The following is a 17,750-nucleotide window of genomic DNA, read 5'->3' as shown; positions in this document are numbered from 1 at the left end:
AGCTTTTCCTCTTTTCTTTGTGCAACCAGACCAAAGAATTGGCACAGAAAAGCCTTGAAAAAGACGAACTGCACTAACTTTTGCATTTCCTCTTGCCAAATGGCTGCAAACGCGCTATTCTATAGTCACAGTTTAACACTTTAGCATGATAAAATGCTAAACCGAGAGGGAACACATTTGGGCAACAAAAAGGGGAGGAACCTTTTATGAAACGTCTTGTCTCTGCTTTTCTGGCTGGTGCCATGGCACTGAGCCTTGCCGCCTGCGGCGGTGCCGCATCCACTTCCACCGTGGCATCTTCTGCCTCTGCATCCGGGAGCGCAGCCGCCTCCGAGACCGCAGCCAGCGATCTGGACTACATCAAGGAAAAGGGCAAGATGGTCATTGGCTACACCGTCTATGAGCCGATGAACTACACCGATGCCGACGGCAACTTTACCGGTTTTGATACCGAGCTGGCAACTGCCGTGTGCGAAAAGCTGGGGGTCGAGCCGGAGTTCGTGGAGATCAACTGGGATACCAAGGTGGTGGAGCTGGATGCCAAGAGCATCGACTGCATCTGGAACGGTATGACCCTGACCGATGACATCATGGCCAACGCCGCAACCACCAAGGCCTACGCCAAGAACGCACAGGTCGTGGTCGTGAAGGACGGCACCGACTACAGCTCCACTGCGGATCTGGTGGGCAAGACCGTGGTTGCCGAGGCTGGCTCTGCCGGTGAAGCCGCCATTGAGGGCGACGAGAACCTTGCACAGGCCGATTACGTCTCCAAGGGCGTGCAGACCGACTGCCTGATGGAAGTTGCCGCAGGCACTGCTGATGCCGCTGTGCTGGATCTGACTCTGGCCAACGCCATGATCGGTGAGGGCACCGACTATGCAAGCCTGAAGATCGTGGACGAGCTGAACGCTGAAGAGTACGGCGTGGCCTTCCGCAAGGGCAGCGATGCCGCCGCAGCTGCGGATGCCGCCTTTGACGAGCTGAAGGCTGACGGCACCATGCAGGCTCTGGCCGACAAGTACGATCTGGCTCTGGCCGACTGAGTTCTATAAGAATGTAATTACTCCTTCCGTCATCGCTGCGCGATGCCACCTCCCTCGGTGAGGGAGGCTTTTTGTTGCCGACATGCGTGAGGCTCCCTCATTGAGGGAGCTGTCACCGAAGGTGACGGGAGGAGTTCAAAAAACGGATTGATGGGTGTGTTCTTGTGTCTGTGATTCTGAGTCGCCTTTCCGGCGCGTTTCTGCTCAACTGTGAGCTGTTCGCTCTGACCCTGCTGTTTGCGCTGCCGCTGGGTCTGGTGGTGGCTTTCGGCTCCATGAGCCGGTGTAAGCCGCTTTCCGGCGCGGTAAAGACCTTTGTGTGGGTCATCCGCGGCACGCCGCTGATGCTGCAGATCATCGTGATCTACCTTGGCCCCGGCCTGCTGGGCATGAATAACCCGTGGCCCTCCGGCTCCGGCGGACGCATGGTGGCGGCGGTGGTGGCCTTTGCCATCAATTACGCCTGCTACTTCTCCGAGATCTACCGCGGCGGCATCGAAGCCGTTCCCAAGGGCCAGACCGAGGCCGGTCAGGTGCTGGGCATGACCAAGACCCAGATCTTCTTCAAGGTGACGCTGCTGCAGGTGGTCAAGCGCATTCTGGCCCCCATGGGCAATGAGGTGATCACCCTCGTCAAGGATACCTCGCTGGCAAACACCATTGCCAACAAGGAGATCATCATGATGGCCAAGGAGTACAGCGCAAAGGGCTTGATCTGGCCGCTGTTCTCCACTGCCATCTTCTTCCTGGTGTTCGTGGGTGCACTCACCCTGCTGTTTGGCTGGGCCGAAAAAAAACTGGATTATTTCCGCTGATGAAAGGGAGAAAATTGGATCATGGCACTGCTTGAAGCCTCCGGCATCGGCAAAAACTTTGGCGAGACCAAGGTGCTCAAAGATATTTCGCTGAACCTTGAGCAGGGCGAAGCGCTGGCGATCATCGGCTCGTCCGGCTCCGGTAAGACCACCCTGCTGCGCTGCCTGAACTTTCTGGAACGGCCGGACACCGGCATCATCAAGGTGAACGGCGAGACCATGTGGGACGCTGCCGACCCCGCCACCCAGCGCGAGAGCGAGATCCGCAAAAAGCGGCTGCACTTTGGTTTGGTATTCCAGAACTTCAACCTCTTCCCGCAGTACACCGCCCTGCAGAACGTAATGCTGGCGGGTGAACTGCTGGCGAAGGAGCGCCCGGACTACAAGGCGAACAAAAAGGCCATCCATGCCGAGCTGGAACAGCAGGCACAGGAACTTCTGGCCCAGATGGGCCTATCTGCCCGGGCAGGCCACTACCCGCACCAGCTTTCCGGCGGTCAGCAGCAGCGCGTGGCCATTGCCCGCGCACTGGCTCTGCACCCGGACATTCTCTGCTTCGACGAGCCGACCTCGGCCCTCGACCCGGAGCTGACCGGCGAGGTGCTGCGCGTCCTGCGCGACCTTGCCGACCGCAAGACCACCATGATCATCGTCACCCACGAGATGCACTTTGCCCGTGACGTGGCCGACCGCATCATGTTCATGGATGGCGGCGTGGTGGTGGAGGAAGGCCCCGCCAAGCAGCTCATTGAGCACCCGCAGGAGGAGCGCACCAAACAGTTCCTTTCGCATTACGGAGAATAAGCAAAATCACCAATTCTTGCGGCAAAAATTTGGAAATGTTGATGCAATGCAAATCTTGTAAATCCTGCGTCACTCCACTATAATATCATTCATGAATGTACACGACGTCCTGCCCCTTTCCGGCAGGGCGTTTTTCACGGCAAAAATCACGACATCAAGCCGGTTCCCAGTGTGGCAGGAGGATTTTATACTATGACAAAGGATATGACCCAAGGCAGTCCGCTCAAGCTGATCCTTGCATTTGCGGTGCCGCTGATGCTGGGCAGCTTGTTCCAGCAGTTCTACAATCTGGCCGATACCATCATCGTGGGCCGCTTTGTGGGCGTGGAAGCGCTGGCCGCTGTGGGCAGCGTGGGCGGTTTGAACTATCTGGTGCTGGGCTTTGTGAACGGCATCGCCTGCGGCTTTTCCATCCCCATCTCGTGGACTTTCGGCGCAAAGGACTACAAGGAGATGCGCCGCTACACTGCCAACACCGTGTGGCTTTCCATCTTCTTTGCGGTGGTGCTGACCATTGTCACTGTGGCGCTGACCCGCTCGGTGCTGGTGTGGACGAACACCCCGGAAAACATCATCGACCTTGCGGATATCTATATCCGCACCATTTTTGCAGGCATCCCCTTCACCCTGCTTTATAATGTGACCAGCGCGCTGATGCGTGCGCTGGGCGACAGCAAGCGCCCGCTGTATTTCCTGCTGGTGGCAAGCTTTTTGAACATCGGGCTGGATCTGGTGTGCATCATCATGTTCCATATGGGGGCATTCGGTGCGGCATTTGCCACTGTGGTCAGTCAGGCTGTGGCGGGTCTGGGCAGTCTTTTGTACATCCTGCGCCACTACCCGGAGCTGCGCTGGAGCAGGGAAGAGGGCTGTTTCAGCCTGACCCACTGCGCAAAGCTGTGCAGTATGGGCATTCCCATGGGCCTGCAGTGCAGCATTACGGCCATTGGCAGCGTGGTGCTGCAGGGTGCGGTGAACGGTCTGGGCAGCGACATCGTGGCCGCGCAGACCGCCGGCGGCAAGGCGGCGCAGTTCCTGTGCGTGCCGCTGGAGAGTATCGGCACAGCGATGACCACCTATGCCAGCCAGAATATGGGCGCAAAGGACCTGGACCGTGTGGACCGGGGTGTGTACACCGCCCTCGGCATCGGCTGCGTGTACAGCATTGCGTCCTTCCTCATCCTGCGCGTGACGGATAAGCTGCTTATCGGCCTGTTCCTGGATGCCAGCGAGACCGCCATCATGGCCAATGCCCAGAGCTTTATCTTCTGGAACAGCGTATTCTACATCCCGCTGGCGGTGCTCATTATCTACCGCTACACCATTCAGGGTCTGGGCTTCTCCGGCCTTGCCATGTTTGCCGGTGTGGCCGAGATGATCGCCCGCGCCATGGTGGGCTTCTGGTTCGTGCCGCTGTGGGGCTACTTTGCGGCCTGCATCGCAAGCCCGGTGGCATGGTTCTTTGCCTGCTTCTTCCTCATTCCGGCCTACTTTGTGGTGCGCAAACGCCTGCAGAAGGAAAAGGACATCGAGAAGGAACACGATGCCCGCACCGCAAACGCTTAAAAAATGTTCGCAAGCTCTCCTGCAAAGGGGAGCTTTTTTGCTGTTTGGGCTGTAGAGTAGGCCGCGTGCTGGGAGCTTTCTCCGCGAACAGCCCGGAACCCACGGTTCCGCCCCTGTGCTTACGCACGGGGCCCCACTTCCCGGACATTCGCTGAAGAAACTCCCAGCCCTTGGTTTCAGGGAACTTTATCAGGTGCTACTGTGGGAGCGTTATCTGAGAAAGTTACTGATTTTGAACGATATGACGATTAAAAAGCAACTTTGTCAATGTGACAAGGTTGCTTTGTTCTGAGAAAGTTCCAACTTTGCCAAATGTCCGAACTTTGTCAAGTTGACAAACATCGAATTTATGACGTAGATGGGTTGTTAAATTGGAAGTTTGTCGGATATTTCTCCACGGTAGAGCTGCACTGCAGTCTGCCCGGATGATTTACAAATCCCGCCAAAAGCGTTATACTGCTTATGATTGTGTAATTTGGCAGGAGGTGAGCGCATGGCAGAGCAGCAGCTGGAACAGATCGAGGGCACCGTGGAGGACATCATCTACGAGAACACCGACAACGGCTATATGGTGTTCGAGGTGTCCGGCGGCGGTGTGGTCACAGTGGTGTGCGGCATTGTGGGTGAACTGCACGCGGGCGAAAGCGTGGTCTGCCGCGGCCGCTACGAGAACCACGCCACCTATGGCCGCCAGTTCCACGCACAGGAGTGCGAGACCGACATGCCCAAGGATCTGGAAGCGGTGTACGCCTTCCTTGCCAGCCGGTCACTGCCGTACATCGGGGCCAAGACGGCGGATAAGATCATCGACCTGTTCGGTGCCCAGGCGCTTGAGGTGATCGCCAACGACCCGGCCCGGCTCACGCAGGTGCCCGGCATCTCGGCGGACAAGGCCGACCGCATCCAGCAGGAGTTCAAGCGGATGTTTGGGATGCGGGAGCTGATCGCCTATCTGGCGCAGTTCGAGATCAGCCCGCGCCGCGCGATGGAGGTGTTCCGTACCTTCGGCCCCGGGGCCATGCAGGCCATTGCGGCAAATCCCTATCTGCTCTGCGGCGAACCGCTGCAGCTGGATTTCCGCCACGCGGACAGCATTGCCCAGTATTACCACATGGAAGGCGACTGCGCCCAGCGGCTGGAAGCGGCCCTGCTGCGCACCCTGCGCCACAACGCGGGCAACGGCCACACCTGCCTGCCGCGCACCCAGCTGCTGGAAACGGCATCCAATTTTATCCATCAGCCGCCGGAAAAGCTGGCTGCTGCGCTGGACGAGTGCATCCGCACCGAAGAACTGCGGGTGAAGCTGTTTGACGGCACACCGTATATTTATCTGCCCGACCTGCTGGAAGCCGAGGAGGACATTGCTGCCCGGCTTGCCATGCTGACAAAACGGGGCAAGAATACCGCCCACGGGCTGGATAAAAACATTCAAATTCTGGAACTGACGCAGGGCTTTGCCTATGCGCCCCTGCAGAAGGAAGCCATCCGCAAAGCCATGACCGAGAACTGCCTTGTGCTCACCGGCGGCCCCGGCACCGGCAAGACCACCACCGTTAACGCCATTCTGCAGCTGCTGGAAGATCAGGCGGAACGGGTGGCCCTGTGTGCGCCCACCGGCCGCGCGGCTAAACGGCTGAGTGAGCTGACCGGCCGCAAGGCCAGCACCATCCACCGTCTTTTGGAGGTGGACTACACCGGCGGCGTGGTCAGCTTTATCCACAACGACAAGAACCTGCTCAAGTGTGATGTGGTCATTCTGGACGAAATGAGCATGGTGGATGTGAAGCTGTTTCAGGCCCTGATCGCAGCGCTGCGCTACAGCTGCCGCATTATCATGGTAGGTGATGCCGACCAGCTGCCCAGCGTCGGCCCCGGCAATATTCTGGGCGAGATCATCCGCTCCGGGCTGGTGCCCACCGTGTGCCTGAACGAGATCTTCCGGCAGGCAAAGCGCAGCCTGATCGTGGAGAACGCCCACCACATCATCTCGGGTGAACCGCTGCAGAAGGGCGGTAAGACCGACGACTTCTTCTTTTTGGAATCGGACGGCGATGCGGCCCAGCGGTTGGTGTGTGATCTGGTCACCACCCGCCTGCCGCGCAGCTACGGCTTCGATCCGATCCGGGACATTCAGGTGCTGTGCCCCACCAAGCTTGGCCCTACCGGCACACAGGCACTGAATGTGGAACTGCAGAACCTGCTGAACCCGGAACAGACGGGCAAGCCCCAGCTGCAAAGCGCCGCCCGGGTGTTCCGCGTGGGCGATAAGGTGATGCAGGTGCGCAATAATTACGAGATCATCTGGAATCGCATTGGCGGGGAGCAGGGCGTGGGTGCCTACAATGGCGACATCGGCATTGTGGAGAGCATCAACACGCGGGATCGCTCCATGGTGGTGCGCATGGATGATAAGCGGCTGGTCTACCCGGCAGAGAACCTGGGCGAGCTGGAGATCGCCTATGCCATCACGGTACACAAAAGTCAGGGCAGCGAGTTCCCGGCGGTGATCCTGCCGGTGGCGCAGGTGCCGCCGCGGCTGTGCTACCGCAACCTGTTCTACACCGGCGTTACCCGTGCACGGAAGTTGTGCATTGTGGCGGGCCGCAGGGACGTTGTGAACCGCATGATGGGCAACATCCGCCAGAACCTGCGCTACAGCGGCCTTGCCTATCTTTTGCAGGCAGAGCTGCCGCCGGAACAGACGGAAACAGAATAACTCCTTCCGTCACCTTCGGTGACAGCTCCCTCGGAGAGGGAGCCTCTGGCGAAGAGGAAAAGCTTTCTGCACTGCCAAAGCCTCCCTCTGGGAGGGTGGTGGATGCGAACAAAGTGAGCAGACGGAAGGAGCTCAAAACCGGTATACTTTTTACGGAAACTATGCTATACTGTAAGTTGGTATGATTTCCGGCCTGCATCAACAGGCCGTTGTTTCGATAGAGGAACCAGAGAAAGGAAAAAAGAACTTATGGCACAGAACGATATCGGTATCGATCTTGGTACCACTACCATTATCATTGCGCAGGAGGGCAAGGGCGTTGTGCTCAACCAGCCCAGCGTTGTGGCAATGGATACCCGCAAGAAGACCGTGCTGGAAGCAGGCGATAAGGCCCTTGCTATGGTGGGCCGCACCCCGAACTATATTTCTGCCATCTTCCCGCTGAAGGACGGTGTGATCAGCGACCACACCATGACCCGTGAGCTGATCTGCCGTTTTGTCAAGCAGGTGTACAGCTCCCACATGGTCAAGCCCCGCGTGGCCGTCTGTGTGCCCGCCGCCATTACCGGCATTGAAAGCGATGCCGTGGTGGAGGCTGTGGTGGCCGCTGGTGCCCGTCAGGTGTACCTGATCGACGAACCCATTGCCGCTGCCCTTGGCTCCGGCATCGACATCACCCAGCCGGAGGGCCGCATGATCATTGATATCGGCGGCGGCACCACCGATATTGCAGTGCTTTCTCTGGGCGGCAAGGTCAAGGCCACCAGCGTGCGCGTGGCCGGCAACCACTACGACGAAGAGATCCTCAAGTTCGTGCGCAACAAGTACAGCGTTGCCATTGGCCAGCGCACCGCCGAAGAGCTGAAAAAGAACGTGGCCTGCTGCCCCCAGAAGACTGATTTCCACGAGACCATGGAGATCAAGGGCCGCAGCCTGCTCACCGGCCTGCCGGTGCGTGTGAATGTTTCCACTGACGACCTGTACGAACCGGTCATGATGCTCAGCGAGCAGATCGGCACCGCGGCCCATCAGGTGCTGGAAAAAACCCCTCCGGAACTGGCAGGAGATATCTTCCGCAATGGTGTCATGCTGACCGGCGGCGGTGCACAGCTGCACGGCCTTACCGAATACCTGAGCGAAGAGCTGAAGGTGGAGGTGACGGTTTCGCCCGATCCCGTCAACTGTGTGGCACTGGGCACTGCCATGAGCCTTGGCCTGAACGACAAGCTGGAAACCGGCTTTTTGGATGCAACGCCCCGCATTGGCCGCAGATAATCAAAGCTGCACCATTTATCCATGAATCTGAACAAAAGCGCCAAAAAGAAAAAATATCTATTTTTGTTGAAATAAATTGGAAAATAAGGTATAATGTACCCAAATTGATTTTCTGCTGACGATCTTGTATCGGACGCAGTATACAAGAAACAGGAGGAAAACCATGGATTTAGGTTTTGACGTGGTCGTTACCATTACCGGCATCGTACTGGTGTTCTTGATCCTTATCCTGCTGATGGCGATTATCACGCTGGAAGGCAAGATCTTCGATTCGATGAACGCAAAGAAGAAGGCTGCCAAGGAAGCCGCCAAGGCTCCCGCTGTACAGCCCGCTGCACCCGTGCAGCAGGCCGCAGCTGCTCCCGCTCCTCAGGTGGAAGAGGGCATTCCCGGTGATGTGATCGCCGCCATTATGGCAGCAATCCATGCAATGGGCAACGGCAAGTACACCCTCAAGGCTGTGCGCCGCAGCAAGAACGGCTGGGGCAATGCGGGTGTAAACGACACCACCGCACCGTTTTAACAGAGGAGGAAGAGCATGACACAGTTTATTGATACTCTGGTCGGTATTTTCCAAAGCTCCGGCTTTGCGAAGTTTGGCGAGCCGGGCGGCTACCTGTACGCAGTTATGATCTGCGTGGGCTGCTTTTTGCTGTACCTGGCCATCGTCAAAGAGTTTGAGCCGCTGATCCTGCTGCCCATGGCATTCGGCATGATCCTGGCAAACCTGCCCGGCAGCGGCGTTATCCACATGCAATATTTCGTCGGTGACGGTCTGGAACACCCCATGTGGGTGGAGATCCTGAACAACGGTGGTCTGGCCGATATGCTCTACATGGGCGTTAAGCTGGGCATCTACCCGCCGCTGATCTTCCTGGGCATCGGCACCATGACCGACTTCGCACCCCTGATCTCCAACCCCAAGAGCCTGCTGCTGGGCGCTGCCGCTCAGTTCGGCATCTTCGGTACTTACATGGGCGCTCGTCTGCTGACCGCTACCGGTCTGGTGGACTTCACCCAGAAGCAGTCCGCTGCTATCGCCATCATCGGCGGTGCAGACGGTCCTACCGCTATCTTCGTTACCTCCCGTCTGGCACCTGAGCTGCTGGGCTCCATCGCTGTGGCGGCCTACAGTTACATGGCGCTGGTGCCTGTTATCCAGCCGCCCATCATGAAGGCACTGACCACCAAGAAGGAACGTACCGTCGTGATGAAGCAGCTGCGCACCGTCTCCAAGACCGAGAGGGTCATCTTCCCCATCATGGTCACCATCATCGTTTCCCTGATCGTTCCGGATGCCGCTGTTCTGGTGGGTATGCTGATGCTGGGCAACCTGATGAAGGAGTGCGGCGTTGTGGATCGTATCCAGAAGACTGCCGGCAATGAGCTGATGAACATTATCACCATCTTCCTGGCACTGTCCGTTGGCTGCACCACCTCTGCAAACACCTTCCTGAACACCCGCACCCTGTTCATCATCGTGCTGGGCCTGATCGCATTCTCCTTCGGCACTGCCGCAGGTGTGCTGTTCGGCAAGCTGATGTATGTGCTGACCGGCGGTCAGGTGAACCCGCTGATCGGTTCCGCAGGCGTTTCCGCTGTGCCTATGGCCGCTCGCGTTTCCCAGAAGGTTGGCCAGAGCGAGAATCCCTCCAACTTCCTGCTGATGCACGCAATGGGCCCCAACGTGGCCGGTGTTATCGGTTCTGCCGTTGCTGCTGGTATCCTGATCAACATTTTCAGCTAAGCGCTTTCTGAAAAGCATTTTTTCCGCCCGTCGGTTCGCAAGAGCTGCCGGGCGGTTTTTGTTTTACGATTTGAAATGCCCGCCGCGTTTGCTTTGGGCATAAAATAAGGAAATTATATTATTTATTTCGTGTTTGTCGCAGCCTGCGGGCTGCTCCAAACACATTTTCACAAAAAGGCCGTAACGAAAAACGGCTGCTGTTTTATCAGATGCAATTTTTCTCTACGACCTCTTTCGTGAAAAAGTAACTCCGAAAAGACCGCAGGCTTTTCGGAGTTACAAATTATAAAAATATTTTTTCCGCTGAAAATAGCCAGAGCGAACGCGGCGGCTATTCTCAATCGTTTTGAAATGTGGTATACTGTATTTTGATAGTATAAACATAAAAGGAACAGGGGAAACCATGGCAACAGATCTCACACAGGAATTCTGCGCTCTGCGCGATACCTATATCGAAAAACAGTTTGGCCGCCTGAACGATATGCAGCGGCAGGCAGTGTTCACCACCGATGGCCCGCTGCTCATCCTTGCTGGTGCAGGCAGCGGCAAGACCACCGTGCTGGTAAACCGCATTGCAAACCTCATCCGGTTCGGCTCGGCCCACGGCTCCAAACAGACACCGCGCCCGGCCACGGAGGACGATATCAAGGCTCTGCGCAACGCCATCATGACCGGCACTGCCGCCCCCAGCTGGCTGGACGGGATGCTGCGCCAGAACGCTGTGCGCAGCTGGAACGTGATGGCCATTACCTTTACCAACAAGGCAGCAGGGGAGCTGAAGGAACGTCTGCGCCGGATGCTGGGCGGCGAGGAGGGCGATGAAGTGTTCGCTTCCACCTTCCACTCGGCCTGTGTACGCATCCTGCGCCGCTGGGCGGAGGAGATCGGCTACCCGCGCAGCTTTACCATCTACGATACCGATGATTCCCAGCGCGTGATGAAGGCTGTCTACAAAGACCTGAATGTGGACGATAAGTTCCTGCCCATCAAGGCTGCGATCAACCAGATGAGCCGATGGAAGGATCAGCTTGTCAGCCCGGAACAGGCCCTTGCCAGCCCCGCAAAAGATACCAAAGGCGCGCTGACGGCCCGCATCTACGCGGCCTACGAAAAGCGCCTGAAGGAAGCCGGAGCATTCGACTTTGACGACCTGATCTACCAGACTGTGCAGCTGCTGGCCGAGCACAAGGATGTGCGGGATTTCTACCAGAACAAATACCGCTATCTGCTGGTGGACGAGTATCAGGACACCAGTGTGGCGCAGTTCCGTCTGGTGAGCCTCCTCACCGGCCCGGAAAAGAACATCTGCGTGGTGGGCGATGATGACCAGAGCATCTACCGCTTCCGCGGCGCTACCATTGAGAACATCCTTAATTTCGAGCGCATTTACCCGGGCACCAAGACCATCCGTCTGGAACAAAACTACCGCTCTACGTCCAATATCCTGAACGCTGCGAACTGTGTCATTCAGCACAACACCGAGCGCAAGGGCAAGACCCTGTGGACCAGCAATGGCGAGGGCGACAAGGTGCAGGTGTACACCGCCGAGAACGAGCAGGACGAGGCCAGCCACATCGCGGATGTGATCGGCCAGCACCTGAAAGAGGGCGGACATCTGGCCGACCACGCCATCCTCTACCGCATGAACGCCCAATCGGCCCCCATCGAAAGCTACTTTACCCGTGCAGGCATCCCCCACAAGATCGTGGGCGGCCAGCGCTTCAACGACCGCAAAGAGGTCAAGGATATCCATTCCTACATGTCCATCGTGGCGAACCCCCGCGATGATGTGCGCCTGCGCCGCATCATCAACGAGCCTGCCCGCAAGATCGGTGCCACCACCGTGGAGGTGATTGCCGATCTGGCCGCGCAGGAGGGTGTGAGCATGCTGGACATCATCGGCCATGCCGACCAATATGCAAAGCTCAGCCGCGCCGTAATGCCGCTGCTCAAGTTCTGGCAGATCTATCAGCGCCTGCAGGATTCTTTGGAGATCCGCACGCTGGACGAGTTTGCAGCCGATGTGATCGAGCTGACCGGCTATAAGGCCATGCTGGAAGCCGATGCAGCCAAGGGCCACGAGGATGCGGCTGACCGCCTGCAGAACCTTGGTCAGCTGGTCAACAACGTCAAGAACTACTGCGACCAGCACGGCGAGGAAGCCACGCTGGAAGGCTATCTGGAAGATATCGCCCTCATCAGCGATATCGACAGCTATAACGAGAGCGCCGATCAGGTGGTGCTCATGACCATCCACTCCGCCAAGGGTCTGGAATTTCCGTATGTGTTCCTGATTGGCATGGAGGAGGGCGTGTTCCCCAGCGAGATGAGCAAGTATTCCGAGGCTGATCTGGAAGAGGAGCGCCGCCTTGCCTACGTGGGCATCACCCGCGCCAAGAAGGAGCTGTACATCTCCAACAGCGTTTCCCGGATGCTGTATGGCCGCACCCAGCGCAACGAGCCGAGCCGCTTTTTGCGGGAGATCGAGCCGGAGTATATCGAGGAGACCCGCAGCCCGGTACTGGAACAGCGCTCCCGCTTTGGCGGCTGGGGTGACAGCTATCGTGATACGGTGCCCGGTGGTGCGTCCGGTTACTCCGGGCCGTCCGGATGGGGCCGCAGCGCCAGTGGGTACGGTTCGGGCGGCTACGGAAGCGGCTATAGCAATCGCAGCGGCTACCTGAACCGCGAATACAACGCGGGCGAGGGCCGCGGCTTTGGCTCGGCCTATGCAAACCGGGGCCAGAGCCAGAGCGGATATGGTTCCGGCTATGGCCGCAGCGGCGCAGGTACGGGATATGGCTCTGGTTACAGTTCTGCATATTCTGACGGAACAGCGCAGAAAAAACCTGCAAAGCAAATCTCCTTTACAGGCACACCGGCAGCAAAAACCGCTGCAAAAGGCGCAAAACACTATGAGCCGGGCGATCTTGTGGAGCACAAGGTGTTCGGACGCGGTCAGGTAGTGGCTGTGAAGCCTGCCGCCGGAGATCAGATCGTGGAGATCAACTTTGAAAAGGTGGGCATCAAAAAGACCATGGCCAATTTTGCGCCCCTGACCAAAATCACTGCGGAGGAATAACACACTTATGATGACTGTTCGTTTGATCGCACATACCCCGGAGCCGGAAAAGGTGGTGGCTGCAGCGGCAAAGCTCTGCTATTCCGATGCGCACATCACCGACCTGCTGGACGGCCTGACCGAGGAAAAGACCGCGAAGTTCCTGACCATGCTCAGCGATCTGGGCCATGCCAGCCCCATTGAACATGCCAGCTTCACCTTTGGCATCGAGGGGGTCAGCCGCACTTTGCTGGCGCAGATCACCCGCCACCGTATTGCATCCTTCAGTGTGCAGAGCCAGCGCTATGTGCGGCTGGACGATTTCCGCTATGTGGTACCGCCCGAGATCGAAGCTATCCCGGAAGCAAAGGAAGCTTTCCTTGCCAGCATGGAAGAGGACGCAAAGCGCTACCTCGACCTTGCCCACAAGCTGGAAGAAGGCCACACCGCCCGCCTGATGGCTGAGGGAATGCCGGAAAAGCAGGCCCGCGCCAAGGCCAGCAAGCAGGCCAACGAGGATGCCCGCTTTGTACTGCCCAACGCCTGCGAGACCAAGATGGTGGTCACCATGAATGCCCGCAGCCTGCAGAACTTTTTCCACCTGCGCTGCTGCAGCCGCGCCCAGTGGGAGATCCGGGAGCTGGCCGAAAAAATGTTTGAGCTGGTGTACCCGGTGGCACCGCATATCTTTGCAAAGTCCGGCCCGGCCTGTGTGAGCGGCCCCTGCCCGGAGGGAAAAATGTGCTGCGGAAAAACCGCCGAGGTGCGTGCAAAATATGCCGCGATCAAAGAAGGTGCCGAAGCATGAGCAAGGGAAAACTGATCGTACTGGAAGGGCTGGACGGCAGCGGCAAGGCCACGCAGGCAAAGCTGCTGGAAGCACATTTAAAGGAGCAGGGCTTTTCTGTGCGGGAGATCACCTTCCCGAATTATGAGAGCGACTCCAGCGCCCTTGTAAAAATGTATCTGGCAGGGCAGTTCGGCCAGCACCCGGACGATGTAAACGCCTATGCAGCCTCCAGCTTTTATGCGGTGGACCGCTATGCCAGCTACAAAAAGGACTGGGGCAGTTTTTACGAGAATGGCGGCATCGTCATTGCCGACCGCTACACCACCTCCAACGCGGTGCACCAGTGCTCCAAGCTGCCGCCGGAGCAGTGGGAGAGTTTTCTCGGCTGGCTGTTTGATTTTGAATTCCATCTGCTGGGCCTGCCTGCGCCGGATGAGGTGATCTACTTACAGGTAGACCCCGCCGTGAGCCAGAAGCTTATGACCCAGCGTTACCACGGCGACGAGAGCAGGAAGGATGTGCACGAGAAGGATACCGAGTATCTTGCCCGCAGCCGCTGCGCCGCCGAGTATTGTGCCGCGCACCTTGGCTGGGCCGTCGTGCATTGCACCAGCGGGGACAACATGCGCAGCATCGAAGACATTCAGGCCGAAGTGCAGGAGATCGTGTTGAAGCAGCTGACATAATTTTCGATAAGAGGGGGCATCCTGACAGATGTATCGTTTGATGCAGCCGGAAGATAAACCGGCAGTGCTGGCTTTATGGCAGAGCCAGCGCAATGAATCAGAAGAATTTGCCAAAAAGGCCATTGAGCAGTTTGCAGGCGAGCAGAACGTCTATGTGGCCGAGGAAAATGACGAGATCGCCGCGGTGGCGCTGGCTGTGCCGGTCACGCTGCAGGGCCGCAGCGGCACCTACCTGTACGGTCTGTGCGGCGCGGGCAGCCTGATCCTGGCGGGCCTTGTAGACTATCTGTGTGCCCAGCAGAAGCTGCGCGGCGCAGGGTTTACAGTGGCGGTGCCCACCAGCCCGGAGCAGGCCGCACTGCTGCAGGATAAGGGCTTTGCATGGGCCTTCGCCCTGCGCTGTCTTCCCCGCGAGGTGGAACGCAACCTGTGGAGTCAGGCGGAGTTTGATTCCGTCACCGCCAAAAAGCTGTGTGAGCTGCGGGAGCGCTTCTGGCCCGATACCGTGCAGCTGACCCCGGAGCGCATGGCCGTGGTGCTGGGAGATCTGTACTCCTCCGGTGCCACCATCGTTTCCAGCGCCCACGGCTATGGTATTTATTTCCGCAAGGAGGATACGCTTTACTTTGTGGAGCTGCAGGCCGACAATGACCGCGCCGCCGAAGTACTGATGGAAGCCGCCCGCGAAAAGGAAGTCATCGTGGAAAAGGCGGTCATTACCGTGGGCGCATCCCAGCCGCTGTTCCTCGGCGAGGGCACCCGGCAGGACTACGGCATGATCCGCTTTGATGCCGAACCCTTTGATGTAGCCGAAAGCTACATGCGCCTGATGCTGGAAAACTAAGATAAAAGGAAGGTGCTTATGGCACACGAAAAAAACACCCGCAAAAAAGGCGGTGTAGGGAAGATCCTGCTGGTGCTGGTGGTACTGCTGGCGCTGGCCGTTGGCGGGGCGCTGCTGTTTGCGCACAACGAGATCAGCGGCAATGGCAGACCCGGCACGGAGGTAACGGTGAGCATCCCGCAGGGCAGCGGCGTTTCCGTCATTGCGCAAAAGCTCAAGGATGCGGGTGTGATCCGCTCGGCCTATCTGTTCCGCTGGTATGTGGGGCAAAAGGGTGCGGCATCAAAGCTGCAGTATGGCGATTTTACCCTGCAGAAGAGCGCCTGTTCTTACGATGCCATTATTGCGGTCCTGTCCACTTACGCCAAGGCCGAAACGGTGCGCGTGACCGTCCCAGAGGGAACCACGGCCATTGCCATTGCCCAGAAGATGGAAGCCGCCGGGCTGTGCAGCGCGGAGGACTTTTTGAAGGAAGCCAACGAGGGCGATTTCAGCGAATACACCTTCTGGCAGTACGTGCCGGACGATGCCGACGCGCCGGACCGCTTTATGAAGTGCGAGGGCTATCTCTTCCCGGAGACCTACGAATTCTTAAAGGACGACACCGTGCACAACTATGTGGCCACCTTCTATGCCCAGTTCGATGCACAGATCACCGATGAGATGTATGCAGAACTTAAAAAGCAGGATATGACCCTGCCCCAGCTGATCACACTGGCATCCTTTGTGCAGGAGGAAGCAGGCAACAGTCAGGACTCGAACGTGGCACAGGTGTTCCACAACCGTCTGGCTGCGGATTCGCCCTACCCGCGCCTGCAGAGCAACACCTCCAGCTATATCCAGAGCGACAGTGACAACAATTACCTCTGGAACTGGGTGGCACCCTACTATGGCGGCTGGGATAATATCCCGGAAAATATCGTGGCTGCGTATGATACCTACAGCTGCAAGGGCCTGCCTGCCGGGCCGATCTCGAACCCTGGCATTGCGGCCATCAAGGCAGCGCTGGCCCCCCAGCCCAATGAGGAGGCCAAGGATGCCTATTTCTTTGTGACCGACCTCAAGGGCAGCTATTATTATGCCCACACCCTGAGCGAACACAGCGCAAACTGCCAGAAGGCAGCACAAGTGAACAAAACTGTGAATACGGAAAAATGAGAGGAATTTGAACTATGCTGCAAATCCCGGAACTGCTGGCCCCGGCAGGCGATCTGGAACGCCTGCGCTATGCCATCAACTACGGTGCCGATGCCGTTTACTGCGGCCTGCCTGAATTTGGAATGCGGTCTGCTCCGGCCAACTTTACGCCGGAACAGTTGGCCGAGGGTGTCATCTACGCTCACGCCCGTGGCCGCAAGGTCTACCTGACCATGAACACCCTGCCCACCAACGAGGAAGCCGACCGCCTGCCCGAGGCCATCAAGGAAGCAGCCAAGGCCGGTGTGGATGCCTTTATCGTGGCAGACCTTGGTGTGCTGGATGCCTGCAAGACCTTTGCACCGGACATCGATGTGCACATGTCCACCCAGACAGGCATCACCAACTGGGCTGCGGCTCGCGCCGCCTACAACATGGGCGCAAAGCGCGTGGTGCTGGCCCGTGAGATGTCCCTGCAGGATATTGCGATCCTGCGCGATAAAACACCGCCGGAGCTGGAGATTGAAGCCTTTGTGCACGGTGCTATGTGCATGAGCGTTTCGGGCCGATGCCTGCTTTCCAACTACATGGCGGGCCGCGACGCGAACCGCGGCCAGTGTGCCCAGCCCTGCCGCTGGAAATACTATCTCAGCGAGGAGACCCGTCCGGGCCAGCTGTACGAGATCGGCGAGAACGAGAACGGCAGCTACATCCTCAACGCCAATGATATGTGCACCGCGCCTTTCCTTGACCTGATCTGCAAGGCAGGTGTGGACAGCCTGAAGATCGAGGGCCGTGCCAAGACCTTCTACTATGTGGCAAGCGTTACCGCCGCCTACCGCAGGGCGCTGGACGCTTATCTGGCCGACCCGCTCAACGACAACTTTGAGCTGCCTGCTGAAGTGTACGAGGAGCTTACCCGTACCAGCCACCGCCACTACTCGCCGGGCTTCTACTTTGGCCGCGAGCAGGCCAGACAGGCCACCGACAGCGCTACTTACATCCGCGAGTGGGAGTTTGTGGGCACGGTGGACGGCTGGGAGAACGGCGTTGCCTCCTGCCAGCAGCGCGGCAAGTGGAGCCTGGGCGACACTCTGGAAGCCCTCTGCCCGGATGGCCGCAGCATTCCGCTGAACCCTGAGTGGATCGAAAACGAAGCCGGTGAGCGGGTGGAGAGCACCCCGCATGCCATGGAAAAATACACCATTCCCACGCCGGAGCTGCCGCCCATGAGCCTGCTGCGGCGCAAAACGGTATAAGGAG

At 58.2% G+C, this 17,750-nt stretch carries 14 protein-coding genes; all 14 read left to right on the top strand.

Annotation, left to right across the window (positions count from 1 at the left end):
- Window positions 1-206: 206 nt before the first annotated feature.
- The 14 genes from ACGHUK_RS07780 to ACGHUK_RS07715 all read left to right on the top strand — a co-directional run bounded on the left by ACGHUK_RS07780 (window position 207) and on the right by ACGHUK_RS07715 (window position 17,746).
- Window positions 207-1,046, top strand: coding sequence for a transporter substrate-binding domain-containing protein (locus ACGHUK_RS07780; protein WP_390573961.1), 840 nt, complete (start codon window positions 207-209; stop codon window positions 1,044-1,046).
- 170 nt (window positions 1,047-1,216) lie between these two features.
- Window positions 1,217-1,861, top strand: coding sequence for an amino acid ABC transporter permease (locus tag ACGHUK_RS07775; protein WP_005938622.1), 645 nt, complete (start codon window positions 1,217-1,219; stop codon window positions 1,859-1,861).
- Window positions 1,862-1,882: 21 nt separating this feature from the next.
- Entirely contained in the window at window positions 1,883-2,665 is a 783-nt protein-coding gene (locus ACGHUK_RS07770) for an amino acid ABC transporter ATP-binding protein (protein ID WP_390573959.1), read from the top strand.
- 192 nt (window positions 2,666-2,857) lie between these two features.
- Entirely contained in the window at window positions 2,858-4,231 is a 1,374-nt protein-coding gene (locus ACGHUK_RS07765; RefSeq protein WP_371287740.1) for an MATE family efflux transporter, read from the top strand.
- A 493-nt stretch (window positions 4,232-4,724) separates the two neighbouring features.
- Window positions 4,725-6,947: an ATP-dependent RecD-like DNA helicase gene (locus tag ACGHUK_RS07760; protein ID WP_390573957.1), complete on the top strand. Its 2,223-nt coding sequence runs from the start codon at window positions 4,725-4,727 to the stop codon at window positions 6,945-6,947.
- Between the two features lie 249 nt (window positions 6,948-7,196).
- Window positions 7,197-8,222 (top strand): rod shape-determining protein, encoded by a 1,026-nt coding sequence (locus ACGHUK_RS07755; protein ID WP_097775429.1) that lies wholly within the window; start codon window positions 7,197-7,199, stop codon window positions 8,220-8,222.
- Between the two features lie 163 nt (window positions 8,223-8,385).
- The gene (locus ACGHUK_RS07750) at window positions 8,386-8,745 is read left to right on the top strand and encodes an OadG family transporter subunit (protein ID WP_097782221.1); all 360 of its coding nucleotides are present in this window, start codon (window positions 8,386-8,388) and stop codon (window positions 8,743-8,745) included.
- 15 nt (window positions 8,746-8,760) lie between these two features.
- On the top strand, window positions 8,761-9,969 hold the full coding sequence (locus tag ACGHUK_RS07745; protein WP_154256136.1) for a sodium ion-translocating decarboxylase subunit beta: 1,209 nt from the start codon (window positions 8,761-8,763) through the stop codon (window positions 9,967-9,969).
- Window positions 9,970-10,372: 403 nt separating this feature from the next.
- On the top strand, window positions 10,373-13,051 hold the full coding sequence (locus tag ACGHUK_RS07740; RefSeq protein WP_390573955.1) for an ATP-dependent helicase: 2,679 nt from the start codon (window positions 10,373-10,375) through the stop codon (window positions 13,049-13,051).
- 7 nt (window positions 13,052-13,058) lie between these two features.
- Window positions 13,059-13,838: an FAD-dependent thymidylate synthase gene (thyX, locus tag ACGHUK_RS07735; protein WP_298637568.1), complete on the top strand. Its 780-nt coding sequence runs from the start codon at window positions 13,059-13,061 to the stop codon at window positions 13,836-13,838.
- Window positions 13,835-14,506: a dTMP kinase gene (locus tag ACGHUK_RS07730; protein WP_390573953.1), complete on the top strand. Its 672-nt coding sequence runs from the start codon at window positions 13,835-13,837 to the stop codon at window positions 14,504-14,506. Before thyX ends, ACGHUK_RS07730 begins: the two co-directional genes overlap by 4 nt.
- A 28-nt stretch (window positions 14,507-14,534) precedes the next feature.
- A complete protein-coding gene (locus ACGHUK_RS07725) occupies window positions 14,535-15,350 on the top strand; it encodes a hypothetical protein (protein ID WP_154261022.1) in 816 nt (271 codons plus the stop codon).
- Between the two features lie 18 nt (window positions 15,351-15,368).
- The gene (mltG, locus tag ACGHUK_RS07720; protein WP_097782216.1) at window positions 15,369-16,508 is read left to right on the top strand and encodes an endolytic transglycosylase MltG; all 1,140 of its coding nucleotides are present in this window, start codon (window positions 15,369-15,371) and stop codon (window positions 16,506-16,508) included.
- Window positions 16,509-16,522: 14 nt separating this feature from the next.
- Window positions 16,523-17,746, top strand: coding sequence for a U32 family peptidase (locus ACGHUK_RS07715; RefSeq protein ID WP_097782215.1), 1,224 nt, complete (start codon window positions 16,523-16,525; stop codon window positions 17,744-17,746).
- The last annotated feature ends 4 nt before the right edge of the window (window positions 17,747-17,750 follow it).

Origin of the sequence: Faecalibacterium sp. i25-0019-C1 (genome assembly GCF_042854225.1) — a bacterium.
Taxonomy (GTDB): Bacteria; Bacillota; Clostridia; order Oscillospirales; family Ruminococcaceae; genus Faecalibacterium; species Faecalibacterium taiwanense.
This window is presented reverse-complemented; position numbering and strand designations above follow the sequence as displayed.